Below are 25,913 nucleotides of genomic sequence, written 5' to 3'. Positions count from 1 at the left end.
TGCGCCGGGCGCCGCCGTGCCGATCATGATTCTCAATAGGTCGAGAACAGGTTCCAGAGGAACTTGGGCGCGAACGCGGGCCAGCCGTGATTTGTGTTGCTGTAGTTCGGGTCTCCGTGCTGGCACCAGTAGACCGGATAGTCCTCGTCACAGCCCTGGGCCATGACGCAGTTCGAGAGGTCGTCCGTGTACCCGTCGACTGGCGTCGTGCTCGCCTGACAGTGGTTCAGCTGGTTATAGAAGTCGCGCGTCTTCGGGCCGTTGTCCGTCCCGACCACAGAGTCGCGCTTTCCATGGATGACGACCGCCGTGACCTGCCCGGTACACTTGCGGGTGCCGGCGTTGAGCGGATACTGGGATACGTTCTTTGTGGCGCACGGGCCCACCGCGCGCAGCTTGTCCGCGTGCTCGCAGCCAAGGATGCTCGAGAAGTCGCCGCCCGAGCTCTCGCCCGCCGCGAACACGCGAGCCTTGTCGATGCAGAGGTTGTCCGTGATCTGATCGTAGAACGGCTGAAAGAAGGAGACGTCGCCCGCCCCCCAGCCAGAGCTGGAGTTGGCCGGGTGGGGGTAGACGCGGATCCACGCCTCCTTGGGGCCGGTCGTCTCGAAGCCCGCGTTCTGCTCTGCCCAGCTGATCGGGTTGCCCGTCGGGTTGAACATGATCATCACCGGATACGGCTTGCTGGCGTCGTAGTTGGTCGGCAGCTTCACGTAGTACTGGTGACCCGACACGGTGAGCGGGCTCTGCGCGCTGCCCGTCTGCGGATTGGCCTTGTTGCAACCCGTGCTCGGCTCCGGGGGGACCTTGTCTCCCGTCGATCCGCCCGAGCCACCGGCTCCTGGCGAACCACCGCTCCCGATCGTCCCTCCCTCACCGCCCGCGCCGCCGTCGCCGTCGCCGGTCGTGGCGCCGCCGCTGGTCGTCGTGGCGCCGCCGCTGGTCGTCGTGCCACCGCCGCTGCCCGAGACGGCGGCCCCGCCCGTTCCCTGAGGATCCTCGCCTGACGCGCTCGCGCCGTCTCCACCGCCGCCACCGCAAGCCGAGAGAGCGCAAGAGCCGGCCAGCGCCGCGAACAATGTGGCTCGAACGATAGTAGGTTTGTTGGTCATTTGAATACCCAGGCGCGAATTTGCCCTCACCGGCGGCCTTCCAGGAGTGCCCTCAGCGTGAGGTCGTTTCCAGTTGATTGAATGTTTGGAGTCCGACCGAAATAGGACTCGATAGTACCCGGCCTTGATGCAAATAAGCCGTCTCGCTGGAACTTCGCTCGCCGTAAACGCGGCAAGGTGTACATTGTGATCGTTCACATGATCTGTGTCAACTCTTGTCGGCGGGACCGCGGGTATCCTCGATCCCGGGCGAGGGCGGGCTCGCACAGCGCCTCTGACGAAGCGGCGCGTCAATCGAGGCGGGCGTCCCGCGGAGGTCGGAGGCCGCGAGCCGCCACCTCATCGATTGGGGCCGTCAGATGGTGTGGCACCTCACCAGTCTGCTCGACTGGCTCGAGGCCGACCAGTGGACTCGGGGTTCGAGGATGGCCCGCGAGCGGGTCAATTTTGTTTGACGCGCAAAATGTGATCGCACACAGTGCGCTCTCGGGGGCGGTGCTGCTTTGCCTTGGATGGGCCGAACTTCGCACCGTGCCCTTCATCCCGGGCGCGGGATCGAGCCTCTGCGACGGCTCTGTTCGCTCGGTCGTCGCGAACGCGAGGTAGGATGATGTCGCGGGGCATCGCCCGTTCTGCGCGGCGCGCGGTCTCACCTGCGACCTGCGCGCGCACGGCGCTCCGCATCGCGTGATCGAGCGAGACTGCTGATATCGTATTTTCACAGGCACAGGAGCCGCGATGCGCGAATCGGTGGTCAAGTGGAGCAGCTCAAGGCATTGCGCCGGGGGCCGCCGAAGCCTGCGGGCGCCAGCTGCTCGTTCGTGGCGCAAACCTGGTTAGTCTCGGCGCATTTTTTTACATGATGCAAAGAATCCCTCGAGTCGCGCACCAAGAGGCCTCGGAGAACCATGAGCGCTCAGCGGCGCGCCCAGCGCGGGCTGATCACGTCCCCGGAGTCGTCGTGACAGCACATCGATTCCTTTCGTCGCTGGCCTGCATCGCCTGCGCTCTGTCGCTCCCGGCTTGCGGAGGCGATGACGCCGACGGCGGCGCGACCTCCGCAAGTCAAGGAGGGGGCGGCGCCGGCACGGCGGGCTCCGTCTCTAGCGGCCCCGGCGGCGGGGCTCCTGGGAGCGCCTCGGCCGGCGCGGGAGGTCAAGGAGGCGCCGGCATGGGGGGTGGAGCGCCCAGCGACGGAACGACGGCGACCGGGGGCGAGGCCGGCGCCGGGGGCTCGGCGGGGACGGGCGGTCAAGGAGAGTTCGAGCCGGTGAGCATCTCGTTCGGGACCACCCTCGATCCGCGCACTCAGGTGATCGAGGCGCGAGCGCTCGCCGAGTCCGTCGCCGATCCCAGCTCTCCGCAGTGGCGGGCCAAAGGTGACCAGCGCAGGACCTATCGCTTTCCAGCCGCCGGCGCCGACGTTCCTTACCGCGTCTGCGTGCCGAATCGCTGGGACGGCACGTCGAAGCTGCCCCTCGTGATGTTCTTGCACGGCGCTGGGAACGACGAGAGCTCGTACCTGGATCAGAACAACAAGCAGATGGTGAACCTGGCCGACCAGCACGGCGTGCTGCTGGTCTCGCCGCTCGGCTACAACGGCGCGTACGGCACCTTCCTGCGGCTGCCGGCGGTGTTCGGGCAGCCCGAGGAGGCGGAGAAGCTCCTGGCCATGCGTACGCCCGAGCGCGAACGCGACCAGGAGTTCAGCGAGAAGGACGTCATCAACGTCCTGGAGCTGGTGCTGAACGAGTACCCGATCGATCGCAGCGCAATGTTCCTCACCGGACACTCGATGGGGAGCGGCGGCACCTGGTACATCGGCGCCAAGTACTCCGACTACTGGAAGGCACTGGCGCCCATGTCCGGACCCTTCGTCTTGGAGTCGGGCTATCCGTGGGAGCGGCTGCGCAACGTGCCCATCTTCGTGACGGAAGGGACCCGCGGCACACCTTCCCTGACCGGCAGCCGGGAGCTGCGCGACTGGATGATGGCTGGCGGTTACCCGATCACATATAAGGAGGTCGATGCGGACCATCCAGGGATGGTTCCGCTCGTGCTGCCCGACGTCTTCGACTTCTTCGACCGTCGGTAGCCTCGGCGCTCGTCGCGCGCCTTCACGTCGCTCGGAGTGGGCGGCGGCGCTCTTCGAGTGCATGTCGTTGCCGGAAAGTTCCAGTCCTCACGGCTCCACGTCCGTGCCAGCGTCTCCCTCGGGCCGAGGACAGCCGCGCGCGGGTCGATTGGGTTTGACATCATTTATGTGATCGTTCACATTGCTCCGGCGCGGTGTCCTTTTGCTTCGTCTTGGTGGGTTGTCGTGCGGACCGAGACCTTCCCCTTCCATGGATCTCGGCACCGGTGCCGTGCGCTCGGCGGACCGGCGCACCGGAGATCGCCGGCTGTCAGGCCGTCCCGTTGAGGCCGCACGACCTCTCATGATCGCGTTTGTGCGTGAGCTCACGAGTTTCGATCGTGGTTGAATCGTCCAGCGTTGAACGGTTGCGGGGCACACGCAACAGGCCAGACCGACGCCGCACTCGGTGACGGGGTGAACACTTCGGCTTCTGTTGGATGGTAGTCGCGCTTGGAGCCACGCAGAACTGGCCGCTCGGTCGCCAGCGCTTAACCAGGAGAGAGCGATGAGCCCACCGTCCTTTTCGATGATCCTCCTGCCGCGCTTCAGGCGGGCGCGGGTCGCGGGGCTCTGCGCGGCGGCTCTCCTGCTCGCGGGGTGTACGGGCTCGATGGGCGGCTCTGACGGGGGGGAAGGGGACGACTCCATCCCGGGCGGCACGACGCAGCCGCAGGCCCAGGTCGCGGGGCGCAGCATGTTCCCGCGGCTCAGCCACGCGCAGTGGGAGAACACGGTGCGCGATCTCCTGCACCTCGACGACAGGCCCGGCCTCTCGGCGTCGTTCACGAGCGATCCGCTCGGGGGCGTGTTCGACAACAACGAGGCTGCGCTCCTCGTGACCCCAGGCCTCTGGAGCGATTATCAGCGCGCCGCGGAGGAGCTCGCGGCGATGGTGACCGCCGACGAGGGCAAGCTCGGCCGGCTCGTGCCCGCAGATCTGCCGGACGAGCCGGCGGCGCGGGCGAGGGCGTTCATCGAGCGGTTCGGCGAGCGGGCGTTCCGGCGGCCGCTCACGGACGGCGAGCGGGACACGTACCTCGCCCTGTTCGACCGCGGCAAGGAGCTCTTCGAGGGCGAGGACCCGTTCACCGCGGGGGTCCGTGCGGCGCTCGAGGCGTTCTTGCAATCGCCCAATTTCGTCTACCGGGTCGAGGTCGGCGCCGGGCCGGCGAAGAACGGGCTCATCCCGCTGAGCGGCCACGAGATCGCGACAAAGCTCGCGTACCTCTTCTGGAACACGATGCCCTCCGACGAGCTCCTCGCCGCGGCGAAGGCGGGAGAGCTCTCGACGCGCGAGGCCGTGCGCGCCTACACGGAGGGCATGCTCGCGGATCCGCGCGCCCGCGAGGTCGTCGGCGCGTTCCACCGGCAGCTCTACGACTACGAGCAGTACCACGACCTCAACAAGGATCAGGCGCTCTACCCGGAGTTCGTCCCCGAGATGGGCGACGACATGCAGCGCGAGGCGGAGCTCTTCGTCGATCACGTCGTCTTCGACGAGGACGGCGGGCTCACCGAGCTGCTCACCGATCGCACCGCGTTCGTGAACGATCACCTCGCGGCGATCTACGGTCTCCAGGGCGACTTCTCGGGCGAGTTCGAGCAGGTGGAGCTCGACGAGGCGGAGCGCTCGGGGCTGCTCACGCGGCTCGGCTTCCTCGCGGCGAAGGCGACGGCGCGGCAGCCGGACTCGATCCACCGCGGCGTCTTCGTGAACCTCCGGATCCTCTGCGCGGCGCTGCCGCCGCCGCCCGACAACGCGACCTCGCTGCCGCCGGGCGAGCACGCGACGAACCGCGAGCGCGTCGAGGCGCACACGGGCAAGGGGACGTGCGGCGCGTCGTGCCACGGCGTGCTCATCAACCCCGCCGGGTTCGCCTTCGAGCATTACGACGCGATCGGCAAGTACCGCACGACCGACAACGGGATGCCGGTCGACTCCGCGGACGCCTACACGCTCGGCGGCCAATCGAGGAGCTTCGCGGACGCTGTCGAGTTCAGCCGGCTGCTCGCCGAGAGCAGCGAGGCGCACGCGTGCTACGCCGAGCGCTGGATCGAGTTCGCCCACGGCCGCGGCGCGGGCGTCGAAGACAAGGCGTTCATCAAGGAGCTCGGCGAGGCGTCGCGCGGCGGCGCCTCGATAAAGGAGCTCCTCCTCCGGATCGTCTCATCGACTCCCTTCCTCGCTCGAGTCCCCGCGGAGGCGCAATGATCACCCGACGACATGTGCTCCGAGGCCTGTTTGGGGTCACGGTCGCGCTCCCGTTCCTGGAGACCTTCGCGCCGCGGCGCGCTTCGGCTGGCACGGGCGACGCGCCGCCCTTCGCGATCTTCATGCGCCAGGCGAACGGCGTGGCGCAGGCGGCCGGCGACGAGCCAGAGATGTTCTGGCCCAGCGAGACGGGCGCGCTGACCGCCGCGTCGATGGAGCGGGACAGCGACCGCGCGGTCAGCGAGCTCAAGGACTACGCGAGCAAGCTCATCATGCTGCGCGGCGTGGATTTCGCGTTCAAGGCGAACGGGTGCGGCCACTCCGGCGGCGGCAACCAGTGCCTCACGGCCGCGCGCGTGTCGGACGACCCGAGAGGCAACGAGTCGCTCGCGATGGGCGAGTCGATCGACAACCGCATCGCGACCGAGCTCAACCCGGCGGGCGTCGAGCCGCTGACGCTCTACGCGGGCAGGATGGCCGGCTACATCAACGAGGTGCTCTCGTACCGGGGGCCGAAGCAGCTGCGCGCCGCCGAGCGCAACCCGGTCAACGCGTACCGGAAGCTCTTCGGGCTCGCCGACGTGGACACCGAGGTCCAGCAGTCGCTGGTCGAGCGCCGCACCAGCGTCAACGACCTGGTTCGCGGGGAGATGAAGGCGCTCATGAGCCGGAAGGAGCTCAGCAAGGGCGACCGCGAGCGGCTACAGCTCCACTTCGACAGCATCCGCGACCTCGAGGTCGCGCTCGCGTGCAAGCTCCCGGAGGAGCAAGTCGCCGAGATGGAGGCGGTCTCGCCGAACGTCGGCAAATCCGAGAACGTGGAGGCCGTCACGCGGATGCAGATGGACATCATCGCGCTCGCGATGGCGTGCGGCGTGACGCGCGTGGCGACGCTCCAGGTGGGCGACGGCAACGACGGGACCGAGTATACGATCCACGGCGTCCGGCAGAAGAGCTACCACAAGATCTCCCACCGCATCGACAGCGACGGCACCTCGGGCCCGCCGATCGAGGGCGCGCAGGAGCTGCACCACCAGATCGATCGGATCCACGCGCGGCTCTTCAAGCACCTGCTCGACAGGCTGTCGTCCTACGAGCTCGGCTCGGGGACGCTCCTCGATCACGGCGTGGCGGTCTGGCTCAACGACAACGCCGATAAATTCCACGGGTTCCGGAAGGTCCCCTACATCCTCGCCGGCGGCGCCGCGGGCTACCTGAAGACCGGCCAGTTCGTCGACGTCAAGATCACCAACAACAAGCTGCTCAACACGATCGGCGCGGCGGTCGGGTGCACCAACGGCCAGGGAGGCCCGCTCGACGACTTCGGCGACGAGAGCCTCGAAGGCGGGCTCGTGGACCTGATCATCGCCTAAAGACGCAAAGAATCCAGACGTTTCGGAGCTCGAGCCGTCGCCTATCGGCTCGCCGCTCAAATTGCCATCTTCAATCGCTCGACTCGCGGGAAACTAACATGAATAAGAACCGTTCTTCTCGATGGCTGCGCGGTACGACGTGGATCGCGCTCGGTGTCGCGGCTCTCGCTGGATGCGCCGATGGTAGCGAAGGCGATGGCGTCGGCGGCGCGGGGGGAGCTGGCAGCAGCAGCACCAGCGCCGGCACGACCAGCGGCAGCACGACCAGCGCCGGCACGACCAGCGGCAGCACGACCAGCGCCGGCACGACCAGCGGCAGCACGACCAGCGCCGGCACGACCGGCGGCGGCACGACCACCGCCAGCACCGGCGGATCGAACGAGGGCGGCGGTGGTTCGGACGCCTCGAGCAGCGCGACCACCGGAGCTGGCGGCTCCGAGCCCACGGGGAAGTTCGTCGGCAACATCACGACGCGCGGCGCCGTGCGCGACGGCTTCGCGAAGTACTGGAACCAGATCACGCCCGAGAACGAGGGCAAGTGGGGCGAGGTCGAGAAGAGCCGCGGGAACAAGAACTGGAGCGCGCTCGACAGGATCTACAAGTACGCGCAGGACAACAACATCGTCTTCAAGCACCACGTCTTCGTGTGGGGCTCCCAGCAACCCGACTGGGTACGGAACCTCTCCGGGTCGGAGCAGCAGGCGGCCGTGCGGGATTGGATGAAGTCGTTCTGCGAGCGTTACCCGAAGGTGAAGTACATCGACGTGGTCAACGAGCCGCCGCCCCACACCACGCCTTCTTACAAGAACGGCATCGGCGGAGACGGCGCCAGCGGCTGGGACTGGATCGTCAACTCCTTCAAGTGGGCCCGCGAGTTCTGCCCGAACGCGATCCTGATCCTCAACGACTACAACAACATCGAGTACCAGAACGACCACAACAACTTCATGAAGATCGCGAGGGCGGTCATTCAAGCGGGCGCCCCGGTCGACGCCATCGGCGCGCAGGCCCACGACGCGTACAAGATCAACACAAACACCGTCAAGGGCTTCATCGACGGGCTCGCCTCGCTGGGCAAGCCTGTGTACATCACCGAGTACGACATCGGCGAGGCGAACGACAACAGGCAGAAGCAGATCATGGAGGAGCAGTTCACGATGTACTGGAACCACCCCTCCATCAAGGGCATCACCTTGTGGGGTTATATCGTCGGCACCACCTGGCGGGACAACACCGGCATCCAGTATGACGACGGCAGGATGCGGCCGGCCATGCAGTGGCTGATGGACTTCCTGGATCGTAATTGATCGATGTCGCGATCGAGCGCCGAGCTCGCCCCGTACAACGGAGAAGCGCTGACTAGGTCGAGGGCATTCTTGCCTAGTCTGGCGCGAGGATAACCCCTTGCAGGCTTCGGAGCAGGCGGCTCCGGCGACGTGACGGATGCGACCGTGTCGGCCGGCGCAGCTCTGAGCTGAGGGTTCAACGACGGCGCTCGGTGCGCTTCGCCGGAGAGTAGCCGGCTGGAGAGCTCGAGCGCCGTCTGCCGCCGATGTTCACCTTCCGCGGAAGACGATCGCCAAGAGCTCGCCCAGCCGGCTGCCTTCACGGCGAACCAACCCAGCGAGAGGCGCCGGAGCGCCATGAACCGAGCGACCCGGCACTGGCAATGCCCGACGAAGCTTCAGGAGAGCAGCAAGGATCCAAGAATGGCAACGAACACGATATCCCTTCAGCCGAAGCTCCTCGGGGCGGCGTTGTTGCTCTGCGGCGCGACCGCGCTCCCGTCCGTGTCCCTGGCGGACAATCCCGTCGTACAGACGAATTATACCGCCGATCCTGCTCCCATGGTCCACGGTGACACGGTATACCTCTATACCGGCCATGACGAGGACAGCGCCACGGACTGGTTCGGGATGAACGAATGGAGGGTGTATTCCTCCAAGGATATGGTGAACTGGACGGACCACGGCTCGCCGCTGAAGTACAGCGATTTCAGCTGGGCAAAGGGTGACGCGTGGGCAGGCCAGGCCATCCACAGGAACGGGAAATTCTACTATTACGTCCCTGTGACGAGCCGCTCGCTGAACAGGATGACCATCGGCGTGGCGGTGTCGGACAGCCCCACCGGCCCGTTCAAAGACGCCCTGGGACGGCCGTTGATCACGGCCGACTGCGGCGACATCGATCCGACGGCGTTCATCGACGACGACGGCCAGGCTTATCTGTACTGGGGAAACCCCAGCGTGTGCTACGTGAAGCTGAACGAAGACATGACCTCCTACCAGGGAGACGTCGTGCGCGTGCCCATGACGACGGCGAGCTTCGGACAGCGCACCGGGAAGGATGATGGTCGCCACACGACGAAGTACGAGGAAGGTCCGTGGCTCTACAAGCGCAATGGACTGTACTACCTGGTGTACGCGGCTGGCCCTATTTCCGAGTATATCGCCTACTCCACGAGCAGCAGCCCCACCGGCCCGTGGACGTACCGGGGGGTCATCATGCCCACGGAGGGCAGCAGCTTCACAAATCACTCGGGTGTCATCGACTTCAAGGGGAGCTCCTACTTCTTCTATCACAACGGAGCCTTGCCGGGCGGTGGCGGTTATCACCGTTCGGCGGCCGTCGAGCGATTCATGTTCAACGCCGACGGTACGTTCCCGACGATCAAGATGACGAAGGAGGGCCCGCCTGGCGTCGGTAACCTGAATCCGTATGTCATGACGGAGGCCGAGACCATCGCCTGGGAATCCGGGGTCGAGACCGAGGTGTGCAGCGAGGGAGGGATGAACGTCGGGTCGATCGAGAACGGGGACTACATCAAGGTGAAGGGCGTCGATTTCGGCACCGGCGCGGTGTCCTTCGACGCGAGGGTGGCCTCGGCGACCAGCGGCGGCAGCATCGAGCTCCGCCTCGACAGCGCGACCGGCACGCTGGTGGGAACCTGCATGGTTCAGGGGACCGGCGACTGGCAGACCTGGGCCACCACGTCCTGTGCGGTCGACGGCGCGACAGGGATACACGATCTGTACCTGAAGTTCACCGGTGGAAGCGGTTTCCTGTTCAATGTCAACTGGTGGAAATTCACCTCGATCGACGCCCCGGATCCGGATCCGACCGGCGGTGGCGGCAGCGGCGGCGCTCCGAGCGTGGGTGAAGGGGGAGCGACGGGCAGCGGCGGCTCGGGCGGGGGTGGGAGCGTCAGCAGCGCAGCGACGACCAGCACCGGAGCCGCCAGCACCGGAGCGGCGGCGGGCAGCGGCACGGGCGGCGGTGGCGCCGCCCCCGATGACGTTGCCAGCGGCGACGAGGGCGGGTGTGCCTGCAGGGTCAATTCAGGACCCAGCTCCCCCGCGGGCGCACTCGCGGCCTTGATCGCGCTGGGCGCGGTCGCCGCGCGGCGGCGTCGCGCCCGAGAGGCCGGGCGGAGCGGGGCCGCGGCGAACTGAAGGTCTGTCTGCCGTCGAGGGTCGGCATCGATGTGGACGATGTCGACGATGTCGAGGATGCCGCGCGCGAACCGACAGGTCAGGCCCTGACACGCGCAGCGGACGATGCGCTAGCGCACGGACGCCACCCATGTTAACGCTCACATCGGAGGTTTCATCATGTTCACGATATTCCGCGCAGGTCTGACGCTCGCTGCTGCCTCGCTGGCGCTCGCGGTGAGCTCGACCGCGGTCGCGAAGCCTTACAAGGGAGCAGAGCTCTACTCGGCCCAGGGCTATCTTCACGGTCGCTTCGAGATGCGCATGCGTATGGCGCGCGGGAGCGGCATCCTGTCGACCTTCTTCACCTACAAGAACGGCTCAGAGATGTCCGGCGCCTTCTGGGAGGAGATCGATATCGAGGTCTTCGGGAAGGACAACGCCCGGAGCTGGCAGTCCAACATCATCACCGGGATGGGCACGAGGACCACGTCGGAGAAGGTTCACGACGCGGGCGTCTCCCTCGCGGACGGATATCACACCTACGCGCTGGAGTGGACGCCGGACTACGTCGCCTGGAGCATCGACGGGCGAGAGATCAAGAGGTCGACGGGCGCGCAGGTGACCGCCCTGAAGAACCCCCAGTCCCTGCGCTTCAACACGTGGTCCTCCGATGCCACCGAATGGGTCGGAGCGTTCGACGATTCCGCCCTCCCGCAGCGCCAGTTCGTCAACTGGATCAAATACTATCGCTATAACAACGGAGCCTTCGAGCTCGCGTGGCAGGACGATTTCAACTCCCTGGACAGCGCGCGATGGAGCAAAGCGGACTGGACGTTCGACGGGAACCGCGTGGACTTCGACCCGCAGAACGTGACGGTGAAAGATGGTACGCTGGTGCTGTCGCTGACACGGGAGGGGCAGACCGGGTTTACCGGAGATGTGCCCCGCGATGAGGACCCCGGGTCGAGCACCAGCGCGGGCGGGGGCACGACGGCGGCCAGCTCCTCCGGCAGCGGCGCGGGCGGGGGCACGACGGCGGCCAGCTCCTCCGGCAGCGGCGAGGGCGGGGGCACGACGGCGGCCACCTCCTCCGGCAGCGGCGAGGGCGGGGGCACGACGGCGGCCACCTCCTCCGGCAGCGGCGAGGGCGGGAGCACGACGGCGGCCAGCTCCTCCGGCAGTGGCACGCCGGGCGAGGGAGGTGGGAGCGACGGAACCACGCCGGACGAGGAGTCCTCCGACGGAGGTTGCGGGTGCGTCGCCGCCGGAGCGAGCACCACGGCGAGCTCGTGGGCCGCGGCGCTCACCCTGGGGCTCTCCGCCCTGGCGATGCGACGGCGCCGGCCCCGCGGCTGACCTCGCAGGATGCTCGAAGGCGCCGCGGGGCGGGGGGGTTCTCGCCGCCGCGGCCGTGACGACCACCGGGCCCCGCGGGGCGGGGCTAGACCTTCTCCCAGCGCCTGCTCTCGGCGGATCGGAAGAGCGCGTCGATGACCCGCATGTTGCCGACCGCGACGTCGATCGAGTTCTCGACGGGGCTGCCCGTGCGGATGGCGCGCGAGAACGCCTCGCTCTGCAGGTGGTACTGGTCGACGACCGGGAACGAGGTGACCTTGGCCGAGCTGCCGTTCAGCGTCGAGCCGTCATCGAGGAAGATCTTGCACGGCTGGTCGGCGGGGGCGTTGAACGGGATCTCGATCTCGATGCGGCCCTTGGTGCCGAGCGCGTTCACGCGCTGGTAGGCCACCGCCTGCGTGCTGCACGTGAACGTCAGGTGCGAGCCGCCATAATCGAGCAGGCCCGAGGTCAAGCGATCGGTGCCGAACTCGGGATCGCGCTCGACGAGCGCCATCGCCCGCACGGGCTCGCGCCCGAACAGCAAGCGCGACGTGTTCACCGCGTAGCAGCCGATGTCGTAGAGCGCGCCGCCCCCGACTTGCTCCCTGTTGCGGATGTTTGTGGCGTCGCGGTTGAAATACGAGAACACCGCCTGGACGCTGACCAGCTCGCCGATCCGGCCGCTCCGCACCCAGTCCCTGGCCTGCTGCCACTGCGGGTGGTAGCGGATCATGAACGCTTCGGCGATTTGCTTGCCCGTCTCGTGCTGCACGTCGGCCAGCGCCGCGGCGTCCTGGGCGCTGAGCGCTATCGGCTTCTCGCACAGGACGTGCTTGCCGGCGCGGGCCGCGCGCGCCGACCACTTCACGTGCAGGTGGTTGGGCAGCGGGTTGTAGACAGCCTCGATCTCCGGATCGTCGAGCAGCTCATCGTAGCTGCCGTACGCCTTCGGGATCCCGAGCGACTGCGCGGCGGCCCGCGCCTTGCCGATGTCGCGCGACGCCAGCGCGGCGATCTGGGTCAGGGGCCCCCGCTTCATGCTGGGCAGGCTGACCTTCAATGCGAAGTTGCTCGCCCCGAGGACGCCCCAGCGCACAGGGGTGATGGATTCGCTCGACTTCGGATCTTGTGCAGATGTGGACATGGGCACCTTGCGGCGCGCGACGCTGGTGGCCGACGGCGCGCCTGGAAACGCTCGACGTGAATCGGCCCGACGGGCAGGGACAGGGGCTGGAAGGAGCGCGCGCCCTGCGCTAGGAGCGGAGAGGGCGAGAGCAGGGCGCGGCGCCTCAGAAGGCGGCGTCTCGGTGCTTGGACTTGTACTCCGCCTTGTACAGATCGTGGCAGGCCTTGCAGCTCGCCTTGGCGCCGTCGATATCGCCCTTCTTGGCCTTCTCTGCGCCTTCCTTCGAGATCGCGACCCACTTCGGCATCCCGGGCGGCGGCTTCGACGCCACGTAGTCCAGCGCCGACGCGATCTTCGCACCGTCGCCGCTCGTCGTCGCCGACTGCATCACCGTCTTCATCCAGCCCTGCATGGGACAGGCTTTCTGTCCTTTTGCGCCGCAGCCGAAATCTTTCCCCTCGGCAACCGATGTGGGGACGTCCGACGTCCCGCTCGCGGCCCACGCTGCGCCCGCAAAGCCGCCCGCAAAGCCGCTGGCAAAACCAATGCCGACGCTCATTATCATGGCACCGATCAGTTTCACGCTCATCAACATCCGATGTCTCCTGATCAGGGAAGGGGCGAGCTGACCCTCATGATCGCAGCTCGGAGACAAATTGTGATCGTTCACATGGAAGGGTCAATCGAAATTTGCCGGTGCGCAGCCATCCTCGTCCCGAATCGACGCGTGGCGGCGACCGGCCGTGGCGCGCGTGAGCTGTCACACGAACTTGGCTTGTGCGAGGCTGTAGGTTCCGGGAGCCCGGATGGTGCCCTTGCGCAGCACAGGCGCGGCTTCGACGGGGATGCGCGCGGCTCTGGACGCCCCCGCCAGCGTCGTCCTCCCTCGGGCAGGAGGGGCCCCGCGTGCCTGTCGATTGGCGTTGACTCCTGAAATGTGATCGTTCACATTCTGCTCAGGGGTATCCTTTCGCTTCACCCTCGGTGGGTCGTCCTGCGCGCCGAGGCCCTCGTCTTCTGATCGGTCTCGGTACCGCTTTCGTTCGCTCGGCAGTCGCTGAAGCCATTGCCGCTCGATGGTGCTCGGCGTCTCATCAGAGGTGATCCACCAGAGGCCACGACAAGCCCTGCTGATTCGACGGCTGTCGCGAAACCCTAGGTGCTGTCCACTGGAATTTTCTTGGGAGTCCGGCGAGGCAGACGGATGGCAACTTCGGGGGCGGCGTAACCTATGTTGCGGCGGGCTATGCTCAGCCCCTCCTCGGACCCAGCAGTGTCGTCACGCCGGCCCCGTCCGGTATCAGGTGCTCCAGGTTTCACCACGCTGGGCGAGGTGGGCTCCGCGATGCGAGCACCCGCTCTGAGGCATGGTCGCGAGATGCGGGTCCCCGCGCGTCGTCACCCCCTTGCATTATCGGAGAGCTAGATGAAGAAGCCGTCATGGCACGAGCTCCGTTCCTCAAGAGAAGTCGCCGCCGTTTGCGCGCTCGCGTTCGTGGCCGCGTGCACGGGCGCGCTGGGTGACACGACGGATGGCGCTGGGTCATCCTCTGGCGGGGAAGGAGATGAAACGCCGACGGGCTCGGATCCGCCCGCGTTCCAGCCCGCGGCCGGGATGCTGCGCCGTTTGACGAAAACGCAGTTCCGCAACGCTGTGCGCGACGTGTTCGGCGTCGAGGTCGATACCCATGAGCTCGACGACGACAGCTGGAATGGAAACTTTGCGACCATCGGCGCCGCGACCGTCGTGACCTCGGAGCGAGGCGTCGAGCAGTATCACACGGCCATAGAGAGCGCCGTCGACGCGGTGTTCGCGGATTCCGCGAGGCGAGACCGGTTCATCGGCTGCACGCCCAGCGGCGCGGAGAACGACGCTTGTGTGCGCGGCTTCCTCCAGGCGCTGGGGCTCCGGGCGTGGCGCCGTCCGCTCGAGGCCGCCGAGCTCGACCGGCTCGCGGCCGTCGCCACGAAGGCCGCGGCCGAGCTCGAGAGCCCCGTCGAGGGGGCCCGCTGGGCGACGGTGGCGCTCTTCACGTCTCCGAACTTCCTGTATCGCCCCGAGCTCGGAGCCCCGAGCGCCGACGGGTCGCTTCGCTTGACGGGCTACGAGATGGCGTCCCGGCTCGCGTTCCTTGTCTGGAACAGCCTGCCAGACCAGGAGCTGCTCGATCAGGCCGCGAGCGGGGAGCTCGGGACGGTGGACGGGATCCGCGCCGCGGCGACGCGGCTGCTCGACGCGCCCGCCGGGCGCGAGGCGGTCGGCGCCTTCGCCGAGGAGTACATGCGGCTCGATCGGATCAGCACGCAGGCGAAGGACTCGAAGCTCTTTCCGGAGTACAGCCCGGCGCTGCAAGCGGCGATGGTCCGCGACATGCGAGGCACCTGGGAGGTGCTCGCGTTCGACGATCGAGCGAGCGCGCTCGACCTGTTCTCGACAACGAAGGCCGTCGTCAACAGCGACCTCGCCGAGCTCTACGGCCTCGACACGGCCGGCCTCGGCTCGGGCGCCTTCGAGGTCCGCTCGTTGCCCGCGGACGGCCCGCGCATCGGGATCCTCAGCAAAGCGGGCTTCCTCTCGCAGTTCGCGAACCAGAAGGAGGGCTCTCCCACCTTGCGCGGCAAGTTCATGCGTGACGCCCTCATGTGCACGCCCATCCCGCCGCCCCCCGGCGACGTCGCGCTGGAGCTCCCGGAGCCGCCCGCGGACAAGCCCCTGACGAAACGCCAGCGGCTCGAGATCCACCGGACCGAGCCCGCCTGCGCCGGCTGCCATGGATACATGGATCCGCTGGGCCTGCCGCTCGAGACCTTCGACGCGATCGGCCGCTTCCGCACGACAGACCACGGCCTGCCGATCGACCCGAGCGGCGAGTTCGACGGGCAGCCGGTCGCCGACGCGCGCGCGCTCGGCATGACGCTCAGCGCGGACGCCTCGGTCGCGGAGTGCCTCGTCCGCAAATACTACACGTATGCAGCGGGCCACGAGGAGAGAAAGGTGGATAAGCGCGTGCTGAACGCGCTGACCGCTGCGTTCGAAGGGTCGGGGTACGAGCTGCGCGAGCTGGTCCTCGACGTCGTGACGAACGACGCTTTCTCGTCCGTCGCCCCCCAACCCTGATCGCAGGTACCCCCAATGACGAACAAAGCTTTGAATCGACGAACTGTTCTCCGGGGCATGCTCGCGACGGGCGCCGCCGTCACCATCCCGCTCCCCTTGCTGGAGATCATGCTGAACGAGAGCGGCACGGCGCTCGCTCAGACGAAGTCCCCTGTCTCGCCGCTCTTCGTCACGTGGTTCTTCGGGAACGGCACGCTGCCCGGCCGCTGGAAGCCGTCGCGCACGGGCTCCGGTCAGGCCTGGGACCTCAGCCCCCAGCTCCAGCCGCTCGCGGACCTCAAGTCGTACCTCACGGTGATCAGCGGCCTCGAAAACAAGCTCGTTGTGTCCGGCGTCGAGCACCCCACGGGGTCGGCGGGGGCCACGACCGGCGCGCCGCTCAGCGGGAACGCCGTGCGGGCCGCATCCATCGACCAGGTCGTCGCGAACGCCATCTCGGAGGGGGCGCCGTACCGCTCTCTCGAGGTGGGATTGACGCCGGCGACACCGGGCGGCCCTCAGGACTCGCTGCACACCGTCTCGCACAGGGGGCCGAACGCGCGCAACAACCCGGAGTTCGATCCGAAGGCCGTGTTCAATCGACTGTTCATGAGCGGCTTGCCCGAGCCCAGCGATGACGGCGCGGCTCAGGCCGCGAAGCTCGCGAACGTCCGGAAGAGCGTGCTCGACTCCATCCAGCAGGACGGCGCGAGCCTGCAGCAGCGGCTCGGTGCGGCCGACAGGCAGCGCGTGGAGCAGCACCTCGAGTCGATCCGCGCCATCGAGCGTCGCCTCGAGACGACGGCCTCCGGCGGCGGTCCGACGGCGGCGTGCAAGAGCCCGGCGGCGCCCACCGCCGGCAAGGATGCGCGGAGCGAAGCGCCCCCCGACGTGAACGCCGCCATGGTCGAGCTCTCGGCGCTCGCGCTCGCCTGCGAGCGGACCCGCGTGCTCTCGTTCATGTTCTCGCTGCCCGCCGCGCACGTCTACTACCGGCACCTCGCGCAGGACATGAACGACGACTTCCACGACACCATCTGTCACGGGGATGCCGGAGATCAATCGAGCCAGCCCCGCGTCGAGAAGGGCGTGATCTACACGATGCGCTGCCTGAGCGAGTTCTTGACGAAGCTCAAGAACACGCCTCACGGCAGCTCGAACCTGCTCGACAGCTCGCTCGTGTACGTCACGTCCGACACCGCCTGGGGCAAGGTGCACACGAGGACGGAATGGCCGGTGCTCTTCGCCGGGAAGGCCGGAGGGCGGCTGCGCGGCGACGAGCACCACAACTTCCCTGGCGACAACCTGAGCAAGGCGCTCCTGACGGCCGCCCAGATCATGGGCTTGCCCGTGACGGAGATCGGCGTCGACGCGGGGCGGGTCACCTCGCCGCTCGCGGGCGTCCAGGTCTGACCGCGGCGTCGCGGCGTGTGGAAGAGGCGCTCCGCAGGCGCCCGCCGACCCGCCCGCGCCGCTGCATCATCCCAACGTAGGATACGAACTCTATGGACTCGATTTCATCGTTCGCTACAGCGCGGCTCGTCTGCGCGAACCGCACCGCCATCAATGACCCCGGTCCGAGTCCCGATACCGCAGGGATGCCGAGTATCTGCGCAACGCCGGCGATGGCTCTGCTTGCGCTGCTGCTTACGATCGCCGGATGCAGCAGCACCGAGACAGGCGGCACGGGGGGCACCGGGGGAACCGCGGGAGCCCCGCCGGGCGATGCCGCTACGCACGACGCCGCGTCGGGCTCGGGTGGCGGCGGTGGCTCGGGTGACGGCGGCGGCTCGGGTGGCGGCGGCGGCTCGGGTGGCGGCGGTGGCTCGGGTAGCGGCGGTGGCTCGGGTGGCGGCGACGCCGCTCCAGATCTGGCAAGCTATGCGAGCGGGTTGGACAAGCTGTTTGTCGATGCCCCGTGCGACCCGTCGACGCCCTTGCCGCTGGCCCGCATGGCGACGTGCAACCATCCGCCCAACACCCAGCGCATCGAGAAGCAGGTGATCTTCGGCGGCGATCCGAGCACGACGTACTCGGTCAAGCTGCGGGTGCGCGGGATCTGGGAGCCGACGGACATCGAGGGGGGGGAGATGCCCATGAAGCCGTTCATGATCGGCGGCAGCATTGGCCCCAGCGACTCCATCAACTACCAGCAATATTCGATTGAGGTGAGCGAGCCCCACCAGACGTACTGGCTGAACAATTATCAGTACCGCGCTCACGACATTCACAAAGAGGACTACGAGGCGACGATCCAGGTCAACGGCGGCGCCATGGTCAAGGTGGTGATGAACGACGGCAACGAACGCCAGATCGCCAATTGGACCAAGGACTATTTCGAGGGGCTGCCACCGTACGACACGGCGCCGACCACCGGCCAGATGCTGCGCCTGGACGTGGTGTCGGTGAGCAAGTAGGGCGTGTCGGCAAGCCCGTGCTCCGGCAGCGGACAGCTGTTGAGCACGCGCTCACCCACACCGCGGCGCGGAGGGGCCACCGCGCGCACGATGGGCGCCAGGAGAGACCTGTTCGACCTCCGGCGCGCAGCAGCGAGCCAGAACCTCGAGGCGGCCCAGCAAGCTGATCGAGGAGGCGGGGCAACCTGTTGGAGCTCGATGAGCTCCAACAGGTCCGGCCCGCTAGCGAACCGCCTTCAACAGGCCGAGGCGGTACGGGAGCTGCGAGTATTCGCCGCCCGAGCTCGGATTGCGTCCTTGATACAGGAACTGCAGGTTGCAGGTGTCGATCGTCGCGGTTTCGTCGTTGCCGTCGCGCAATAGCTCGCCATGGCTTATGTCGTCGCTCCAGTCGGCGACGCCTGACGCGTAGGTGACGTTGTTTTGACCTGCGAACGGCGCGTTCCAGGTGTGCGCGAGCGGGGTCCACGCGCCGTCGAGGCGATCCGCGGTGAACGAGCGATAGAACCTGGCGCCCGTCGGGCCAATGGCCTCGATCATGGTCAAGTACTTGTTCATGCCTTTGATCTTGTACGTGGAGCTCCCCTCGAACAGATTGTTGCGATTCGAGTCCTGAAGGGCAATTGAGACCGGGCCGAACCCGCTCGGGAAATTCTGCAGGGTGGTCTGGCTGCGGTACATCCGACCGTCGTCGCCGGTGAAGAAGAGGTAACAGTTGGCGCTGTCACAGATCACCCAGTAATCGATGGGCAGGCTGGGCATGCCTGCGGGCGTGGACGCGAAGAAGTTCTGGGGTCTGGTCCAGGTGTCCGGGCGACTCGGGTCGCTGGTCGTGGAGAACTGCGGCGGCTGCGATTGATAGATGAGGTACCACTTGTTCTGAGGCCTGAAGAAGAACATCTGCGGCGCGCACCGGTAGCCGCTGAAGCCAGGCGTGCGATCCATGTAATATTGCGGCGCGGACGCGGCCTGGGACCAATCGGTGAAGTTCAGGTAAGTCATCTGCCAGTTTCCGGCGGTGTTCGCCGTGGTGGCGTAGATGTGCCATCGGTCGTTGAAGAAGGAGACCGTCGGATCTTTGATGGACACGATGTTGTGAGTCGCGTCGGACTTCGGGCCCACCAGCGCGCCGCTCGACTGCCAGCGGAAGGTGGTGGGCAAGCCGCAACTTTCGCCGCCGCCGCTGCCGCCGCTGCCGCCGCTGCCCCCGGAGCCACCGGTACCCCCGGAGCCTCCGGCGCCCCCGGAGCCCCCGGAGCCCCCGGCGCCCGTGCCCGAGCTCACGGGCGTGATCCGGAACTGCTGATTGGTCCCGCCGTTCGAGGCCCATTGAACCAAGGCGGTGCCGTCCGCGGTGCCGCGGGCGTAGACGTCCAGGGATTTGCCGCTGTTGCGCGCGGTGAGGCGCACGACGCCGCTGGCGACGTCCGTGAACGACCACTGCTGGTTTTCCCCGGTCCAGCAGGAGTATTGCTGGATGCGGGCGCCGTCGGTGGTGGAGGCGCCTGCGACGTCCATGCAACGGTTGCTGTTGACGTTGCGGATGCGATAGTAGCCGCCGCCTGCCGATTCCATGCGGAACTGTTGCCGCGTCGAGCCGTTGCAGCCGGCGATCTGCAAGGCCGCTGCGTCAGCGGTGCTGCCGCCAGCCACCTCGACGCATTTTCCACTCTGGACGCCGACGATCGTGTAGGTAGCCGCTGTATCGATGGTGACGCCTTCGGCCAAGGCGTCGAGCTCGTGACCGTCTTCATCGAGCGGCTCGGCGGAGACGCACGCAGCCGTGGCGGCGAACGTCGTGAGCAGCGACCATCGCCTGAATCGGATTCTCATCATCATCCCCTCTGTTCAAAGGTATACGAAGCGGGAGGTAAGACACATAGGAAGGCGCCCGGGATCGGCTGCGCAAGCTCGGCCCTACGGGTAGACTCCGTCGAGCCGCGACCAAGCGGACGAGCCTGCGCAGCGATCTCCGGGCGCGCGGATCTCCGTGAACCGCGCGTCAGCGCGTTCAGCGTCAGCGCCCCAGGTAGTTCATCAGCCAGGACATGGCGGGGCGCATCTGGCCGCTGCTGCTCATGAGCCCTGAGTTGGCCACCCACGTCTGGCCGCTGATGTACCCCCACAGCGTGATGCCTTTCACGCTCGGATGGTCGTAGAACATGGGAAACTGGCTCTGCATCACGTTGAGCTGCTGCGTGTCGTTCGCCAGGTTGATGTCGTACTCGGTGATATAGACCGGTAGACCGGTGCCGGCGAGCCGGTCGAGGAAGCCTTTTACCGTGCTCGTCGGCATCGAGTACGCGGCGTGGGCCTGAGCGCCGATGCCATCGATGGGAGCCCCTGCCGCCCGGATCTTATTGACGATGTTGATCGTGTTCTGGTTATCAGAGCTGTACTCGATGTTGTTGTAGTCGTTGAGCAGCAGCTTGGCGTTCGGGCAGTACTGCCGCGCCCACTTGAACGCTTGCACGATCCAGTCGTAGCCGCTCGCGCCCGCGCCGCCGAGGGCGTTCATGTACACCGGGGTGGTGTGCGGGGGCGGCTCGTTCACGACGTCGATGATGGCGACGTCCGGGTAGCGCTGGCAGAACGCCTGGATCCACTCTTCTACCTCTGCGCGCTGCTCGCTCTGCGATAGACCGGAGAGCCAGCCCGGCTGCTGAGCCCCCCAGATCAGGGTGTGGCCCTTGTAGGGAATGCCCTTCTCGCGAGCGTAATTCCGGACTCGGTCCATGCCGGACCAGTTCATGACGTCCCGCGTGCCCTCGATGGAGCCCCACTTGCCCTCGTTTTCTGGGCTGAGCTGGTTCCAGTACCGGGACAGATCCGATCGCACCTGCCCGCCGGTGGTGATGTTGCCGACGAACTTGGCGCCCCCGGCGCCCCCCGAGCCTCCGGCGCCCCCGGAGCCCCCGCTACCTCCGGTTCCCCCGGTTCCCCCGGTACCACCGGTGCCACCGGAGCCTCCGGAGCCTCCGGCGCCGGTGCCCGAGCTCACGGGCGTGATCCGGAACTGCTGATTGGTCCCGCCGTTCGAGGCCCATTGAACCAAGGCGGTGCCGTCCGCGGTGCCGCGGGCGTAGACGTCCAGGGATTTGCCGCTGTTGCGCGCGGTGAGGCGCACGACGCCGTTGGCGACGTCCGTGAACGACCACTGCTGGTTTTCCCCGGTCCAGCAGGAGTATTGCTGGATGCGGGCGCCGTCGGTGGTGGAGGCGCCCGCGACGTCCATGCAACGGTTGCTGTTGACGTTGCGGATGCGATAGTAGCCGCCGCCTGCCGATTCCATGCGGAACTGCTGCCGCGTGGAGCCGTTGCAGCCGGCGATCTGCAAGGCCGCCGCGTCGGCGGTGCTGCCTCCAGCCACCTCGACGCATTTCCCGCTCTGGACGCCGACGATCGTGTAGGTCGCCGCGGTGTCGATGGTGACGCTCTCTGCCGATTCGTCGAACTCGTAGCCGTCGTCATCGAGCGGCTCGGCGGAGATGCACGCGCCGAGGGCGAGCGTCGCTAGCAGGGGCCATCGTTCAAATCGCGTTCTCATGAGACTCTCCTGTACCCAAGCGGGCATGTCGTAGGCCGTGGCGTGAAGCGGCCCCTTGGGCGCATAAATAAGTTGCTACTATGGCGTCGCTTCTTCATGGGGCGGGCGCGCGGATCGCCGTGGAGACGAGGCCTCGCTCCCAGCGCTGCTGAGGCGCGACCGCGACGTTCGCGGGCTCACCGTTGCTCGTCCAGGATGGCCGAGCGAACGGAACCGATGCCGAGATTGTCTGGCTGACGAAGGTCTCGGTGCGCATGACCACCCTTCCGAAGCGAAGCAAAAGAATACCGACGGGTCCCAATGTGAACGCTCACATATTAGATGTCAACCATCAAAGGCTGTTGAGTGAAAAACGGCCCCTTCGATGCACACGTAAGTTGTTGATACGGTGTCGCTTTTCCAGGGAGGCCGGATTGGGTGTAGAAATGCTCTGTGCGCCCAGGCCAGCTACCGCACTTGGGACTTGACGTCTCCGAGGGGTTTGGACTTCCCTCTTCGCTCCTCTACATTGGACCTCCTTTTCCTACATTGGGATTGCCTCTGCCCCGTTGGTCGCCAACGCAAACGGTCGGAGGTATCGGAGGTAGGAGAGCGCGGCGCGAAGCTTTGTTGACGCCTGCTCACCGGTAGATCTTGAGCTCTCTCGCCCTGGTCGGGGGGGAATTCAAATCGGGTCCGGGCCAGTGGGGCGACCCCCGCACGCAGATCTCCGTCGTGCGCGAGAACGTCGCGCTGCTCGTTCGCCGATCGCCGCGCGACGCGCTGCAGGTCGGCGGGGCGTGGTAGATCCTACGCCCGCAGCATGAAGGCCCAGCTCGACATCCCGGCGCCTCCTTCGCGCGCGTCCGCCCGGGGGCGGAGAGGGGCAGGATGAGCGCGGCGCGCGACGAGCCGACGACGCTGGTCCGCACCCAGCGGCGCGACGGCTCCAGCGCGGAGCCGCGGCCGTTCCTCTTCCTCGTCTTGCAGTGTCAGCGGCCGCTGGATCCGTCCGCGCGGCTGCCGCTCGACGGGATCGACGAGGTGCGCTTCGGGCGGGGCCCGGTGCGCTCGATCGATCGGCGGACCGAGGGGGAGCGGGCGCTGCTCGACGTGCGCCTCGAGGACGGCTGGGTGTCGTCCCGGCACGCGCGGATCACCCGCGAAGGCGGCCGGCTCCGCCTGGAGGATCTCGGCTCGACGAACGGCACCTTCGTGAACGGCGTCCCGCAGCGGAGCGCGCTCCTGGCCGAAGGGGATCTGATCGAGCTCGGGCACACGTTCTTCCTGTTCCGCGAGGCCGCCGCGCCCGACGATCCGGCGGGCGACGCGGCCCAGGCGGCGGATCCGCCGTTCGGCCTCGCCACCTTTGCGCCCGAGCTGGCCGAGCGCTTCGGCTCCCTCCGGGCCGTCGCGCCCGCGCCCATCCCCGTCGTTCTCCAGGGCGAGAGCGGCACCGGCAAGGAGGTCGTCGCGCGCGCCGTCCATGCGCTCTCGGGGCGGCCCGGCCCGTTCGTCGCCATCAACTGCGGCGCGCTGCCCGAGAGCCTCATCGAGTCCGAGCTGTTCGGCCACAGGAAGGGCGCCTTCTCGGGCGCGGCCGAGGATCGGCCCGGCCTCATCCGCGCGTCCGACCGGGGCACGCTCTTCCTCGACGAGATCGGCGACCTGCCCGCGGCGTCGCAGACCGCGTTCCTGCGCGTGCTCCAGGAGTCGGAGGTGGTCGCGGTCGGCGCGACGCGCCCTGTGAAGGTCGACCTCCGCGTCGTCGTGGCCACGCACCGCGATCTCCCGGCGATGGTGGAGCGCGGCGACTTCCGGGGCGATCTCTTCGCGCGCCTCTCGGGCTTCGTGCTCGAGCTGCCGCCCCTGCGCAGGCGCCGGGAGGACCTCGGGCTGCTCATCGCCGCGCTGCTCCGCCGCGCCGCCCCGGACCGGGCGGCGTCGATCTCGCTCGGCTGCGAGGCGGCGCGCGCGCTCCTCCTGCGCGAGTGGCGGCTCAACGTCCGCGAGCTGGAGAAGTGCCTCTCGACCGCGATCGTGCTCGCCGGCGGCGGCCGGGTGGAGCTCGACCACCTTCCGCCGCCCGTCGTCGTGCCGCGGAGCAGCCACCCGCCCGAGGCCTCGAAGCCCGACGCCCAGCCCGGCGAGCGCCAGCGGCCCGCCGAGGAGGACCAGCAGCGGCGCGAGGCGCTCATCCGCCTCTTCCGCGAGCACCGCGGGAACGTCAGCGCGGTGGCGCGGGCGATGGGCAAGGGGCGAACGCAGATCCACCGGTGGATCGCGCGTTATGGCATCGAGCCAGGCGACTATCGGGACGGGTGAGCGCGCGGCTGGGCGACCGCACCGCCGCCCGTCGGCGAGGCGGCCACCGCTCAGGGACAGAACTGCGCGCCGGGGGACGGCAGGCCTCTGGGCAACAACGGCGCGAACGGGGAGAACGGGAAGTCCCGGACGACATCCGATGGGTGGTTGAGAAACACCGTGATCGGATGGCCCCATGTGCGCTCGCCGCCCTCGCACTTCTGGAAGTCCCGGTCGCCCTCCACGAGCCCCCCGTCGGTGACGGCGCACTTGTGGAGCGGCGGACAGTCCGTGACGAGGAGCGATTCATCGCAGGCGCCGACCGAGGTCGCGACGCAGTCGATCTCGCCCTCGGCGCCGGCGCAGAGGCGTTCTCCCACGTACGCGGCGTGATCGGTCCAGTATTCACCCGTGCAGGCGAAGGCGTGCTGATAGATGGCCTGTCCGGAGAACTCCCGCGGAGTCGGAGCGGGGTTGAAGTTGCCGTTCCTGTCCACTTCGTTCATCCCCGCCTTGAGCCGGGGGTGGAGGGGCTCATTGCCCCACAGGTTTCCGTAGAACGCGCCCTCGCGCCAGCTGAAGACATCGGCCTCCGCCGCCGGATACACCGCGGCGCGGAACTCTGCCTCGGCCACGGAGATGGCGCCGGGCGGCGCCGGGGGGCTTGGCCGAGGGCGGCTCGCGACGCTGAAGTGGCGGACCTTCTGGAGCGCCGCGGCGCCGCTCCCGGCCGGCGTGGCGAGGCTGGCGCGGACGCTCGTCCGCGGGCCGCTCATGAGGCTGAAGTAGGCGCTGGAAGGGCAGACGAAGCGGAGCGCAGGCTCAGCGCGCCCGTTGCAACCCACCTCGCTCTGATTGATGTGTTCGGGGGAGCCGGCGTCGCAGCCGCGGATACCGCTGCAGACGCGAAGCACCGTATCGCTGACGGGCAGCCCAGCGGCGCTCGCCGGGTCGTCGGAGCAGCCGGTCAGGGGCGCGCCGCCGGTCGCGATGTACACGATCGAGCCCGGGGTGCAGGAGCCGACGTGCTCGGCCGTCCATCCACAGCTGCGCGACGTGCCCTGGGAATCGACAAGGCACCGCCTGAAGCTCGGAATGGGCTCGCCGTCCTCCGTGGTCGTCACCACGCGGACGGAGGGCGCCGGCGTGAGGAGCCCCGGCCGGTGCTCAGGGAACGCCTGGCCTCGCATCGAGACGGTGATCGAGCGGCCCATGGCGTTCACGAGCGAGAGCATGCACGCCGAGACGAGCTGCTGGCACTTCGGCCCCGCCTGGTCCACGCCCCAGACAGGGCAGATCCCGATCTTGCCGTCGAATGTGAATTCCTCGCCTGTCGAGGTGTCGGTGTACGAGACGCTCTGGCCCTGCTCGAGGGCGCAGGCGACGAGATAGCGCATCACCTCGCGCGTGGGCTCGTGGCGGAGCTGGTAGCGGAGCGCCAGGTCGCCGCCGTCGTCGGCGTAGCTCGCGGTCGCGAGCGGGACGGTCACCATGACGGGATTGGCCCGCGGGTTCGCGATCAGCGCGTTTCGGGTGAGCGCTTCGGCGGAGAGGCCGTTGCCCCATACGCCCTGCACCGCGTCCTGGTACGCCAGCAGCTCGCTGGCCGTCCCGCCGCCGGCCAGCGTGTCACTGGCCGGCCCGAAGACCGACCCGACCGACGAGCCGCCGCTCGCCCCCTGCGCGGCGCGCGGTGGCGCGTCGAGCGGCGAGGCGTCGTCGCCGACGCCGGCGCAGCCCGCGCCGGCGCTCGAGAGCCCGAGACAGAACACAAGCACCCCAGGGATCCGGTAGATCATCACGCGGTCAGGTTCCTTTCTCACCCCGGCGAGCCGGA

Annotated in this window: 17 protein-coding genes; 10 read left to right on the top strand and 7 right to left on the bottom strand. The window is 67.8% G+C overall.

The features are described 5' to 3' along the window. Nucleotides 1–32: 32 nt before the first annotated feature. A complete protein-coding gene (locus WME90_RS24015; RefSeq protein WP_437283514.1) occupies nt 33–1,079 on the bottom strand; it encodes an alpha/beta hydrolase family esterase in 1,047 nt (348 codons plus the stop codon). Nucleotides 1,080–2,283: 1,204 nt separating this feature from the next. On the opposite strand from WME90_RS24015, the gene WME90_RS24010 reads away from it, so the two are divergent. From WME90_RS24010 to WME90_RS24000, 3 genes are all read left to right on the top strand, one after another. Next, nucleotides 2,284–3,207 (top strand): hypothetical protein, encoded by a 924-nt coding sequence (locus WME90_RS24010; RefSeq protein ID WP_437283513.1) that lies wholly within the window; start codon nt 2,284–2,286, stop codon nt 3,205–3,207. Between the two features lie 547 nt (nt 3,208–3,754). Further along, entirely contained in the window at nt 3,755–5,461 is a 1,707-nt protein-coding gene (locus WME90_RS24005; protein ID WP_437283512.1) for a DUF1592 domain-containing protein, read from the top strand. Further along, complete coding sequence (locus tag WME90_RS24000) at nt 5,458–6,834, top strand: DUF1552 domain-containing protein (RefSeq protein ID WP_437283511.1); 1,377 nt, start codon at nt 5,458–5,460, stop codon at nt 6,832–6,834. Before WME90_RS24005 ends, WME90_RS24000 begins: the two co-directional genes overlap by 4 nt. A gap of 70 nt (nt 6,835–6,904) precedes the next feature. Here the strand turns inward: WME90_RS24000 and WME90_RS23995 are convergent, their stop codons facing one another. Continuing rightward, on the bottom strand, nt 6,905–7,354 hold the full coding sequence (locus WME90_RS23995; RefSeq protein ID WP_437283510.1) for a hypothetical protein: 450 nt from the start codon (nt 7,352–7,354) through the stop codon (nt 6,905–6,907). Between WME90_RS23995 and WME90_RS23990 the strand changes: the two genes are divergently transcribed. The 3 genes from WME90_RS23990 to WME90_RS23980 all read left to right on the top strand — a co-directional run bounded on the left by WME90_RS23990 (nt 7,317) and on the right by WME90_RS23980 (nt 11,624). Next, entirely contained in the window at nt 7,317–8,141 is an 825-nt protein-coding gene (locus WME90_RS23990) for an endo-1,4-beta-xylanase (RefSeq protein ID WP_437283509.1), read from the top strand. The two genes, WME90_RS23995 and WME90_RS23990, sit on opposite strands and share 38 nt — an antisense overlap. Nucleotides 8,142–8,543: 402 nt before the next feature. Further along, nucleotides 8,544–10,286 (top strand): glycoside hydrolase family 43 protein, encoded by a 1,743-nt coding sequence (locus WME90_RS23985; RefSeq protein ID WP_437283508.1) that lies wholly within the window; start codon nt 8,544–8,546, stop codon nt 10,284–10,286. A gap of 159 nt (nt 10,287–10,445) precedes the next feature. Then, on the top strand, nt 10,446–11,624 hold the full coding sequence (locus WME90_RS23980; protein WP_437283507.1) for a family 16 glycosylhydrolase: 1,179 nt from the start codon (nt 10,446–10,448) through the stop codon (nt 11,622–11,624). Nucleotides 11,625–11,709: 85 nt separating this feature from the next. Here WME90_RS23980 and WME90_RS23975 read toward each other — a convergent pair whose 3' ends face one another. Together WME90_RS23975 and WME90_RS23970 are read right to left on the bottom strand one after the other, a co-directional pair. After that, nucleotides 11,710–12,750, bottom strand: coding sequence for a Gfo/Idh/MocA family protein (locus tag WME90_RS23975; RefSeq protein WP_437283506.1), 1,041 nt, complete (start codon nt 12,748–12,750; stop codon nt 11,710–11,712). A 145-nt stretch (nt 12,751–12,895) separates the two neighbouring features. Continuing rightward, entirely contained in the window at nt 12,896–13,327 is a 432-nt protein-coding gene (locus tag WME90_RS23970) for a hypothetical protein (RefSeq protein WP_437283505.1), read from the bottom strand. An 831-nt stretch (nt 13,328–14,158) separates the two neighbouring features. On the opposite strand from WME90_RS23970, the gene WME90_RS23965 reads away from it, so the two are divergent. From WME90_RS23965 to WME90_RS23955, 3 genes are all read left to right on the top strand, one after another. Next, nucleotides 14,159–15,850, top strand: a complete 1,692-nt coding sequence (locus tag WME90_RS23965; protein ID WP_437283504.1) for a DUF1592 domain-containing protein — start codon at nt 14,159–14,161, stop codon at nt 15,848–15,850. Nucleotides 15,851–15,865: 15 nt separating this feature from the next. Next, a complete protein-coding gene (locus tag WME90_RS23960; RefSeq protein WP_437283503.1) occupies nt 15,866–17,242 on the top strand; it encodes a DUF1552 domain-containing protein in 1,377 nt (458 codons plus the stop codon). Nucleotides 17,243–17,334: 92 nt separating this feature from the next. Then, nucleotides 17,335–18,246: a hypothetical protein gene (locus WME90_RS23955; protein WP_437283502.1), complete on the top strand. Its 912-nt coding sequence runs from the start codon at nt 17,335–17,337 to the stop codon at nt 18,244–18,246. A 222-nt stretch (nt 18,247–18,468) separates the two neighbouring features. Here WME90_RS23955 and WME90_RS23950 read toward each other — a convergent pair whose 3' ends face one another. Beyond that, the gene (locus WME90_RS23950; protein WP_437283501.1) at nt 18,469–19,974 is read right to left on the bottom strand and encodes a non-reducing end alpha-L-arabinofuranosidase family hydrolase; all 1,506 of its coding nucleotides are present in this window, start codon (nt 19,972–19,974) and stop codon (nt 18,469–18,471) included. A gap of 289 nt (nt 19,975–20,263) precedes the next feature. Then, the gene (locus WME90_RS23945) at nt 20,264–21,793 is read right to left on the bottom strand and encodes an endo-1,4-beta-xylanase (protein WP_437283500.1); all 1,530 of its coding nucleotides are present in this window, start codon (nt 21,791–21,793) and stop codon (nt 20,264–20,266) included. 870 nt (nt 21,794–22,663) lie between these two features. Here WME90_RS23945 and WME90_RS23940 point away from each other — a divergent pair. Continuing rightward, nucleotides 22,664–24,097: a sigma 54-interacting transcriptional regulator gene (locus WME90_RS23940; protein ID WP_437283499.1), complete on the top strand. Its 1,434-nt coding sequence runs from the start codon at nt 22,664–22,666 to the stop codon at nt 24,095–24,097. Between the two features lie 50 nt (nt 24,098–24,147). Here WME90_RS23940 and WME90_RS23935 read toward each other — a convergent pair whose 3' ends face one another. After that, nucleotides 24,148–25,899 carry a hypothetical protein gene (locus WME90_RS23935; RefSeq protein WP_437283498.1) on the bottom strand — a complete coding sequence of 584 codons (1,752 nt, stop codon included), beginning with the start codon at nt 25,897–25,899 and terminating at the stop codon, nt 24,148–24,150. Between the last annotated feature and the right edge of the window lie 14 nt (nt 25,900–25,913).

The sequence above is a fragment of the Sorangium sp. So ce375 genome, from assembly GCF_051473855.1.
In the GTDB taxonomy this organism is placed as follows: Bacteria; Myxococcota_A; Polyangia; order Polyangiales; family Polyangiaceae; genus Sorangium.
This window is presented reverse-complemented; position numbering and strand designations above follow the sequence as displayed.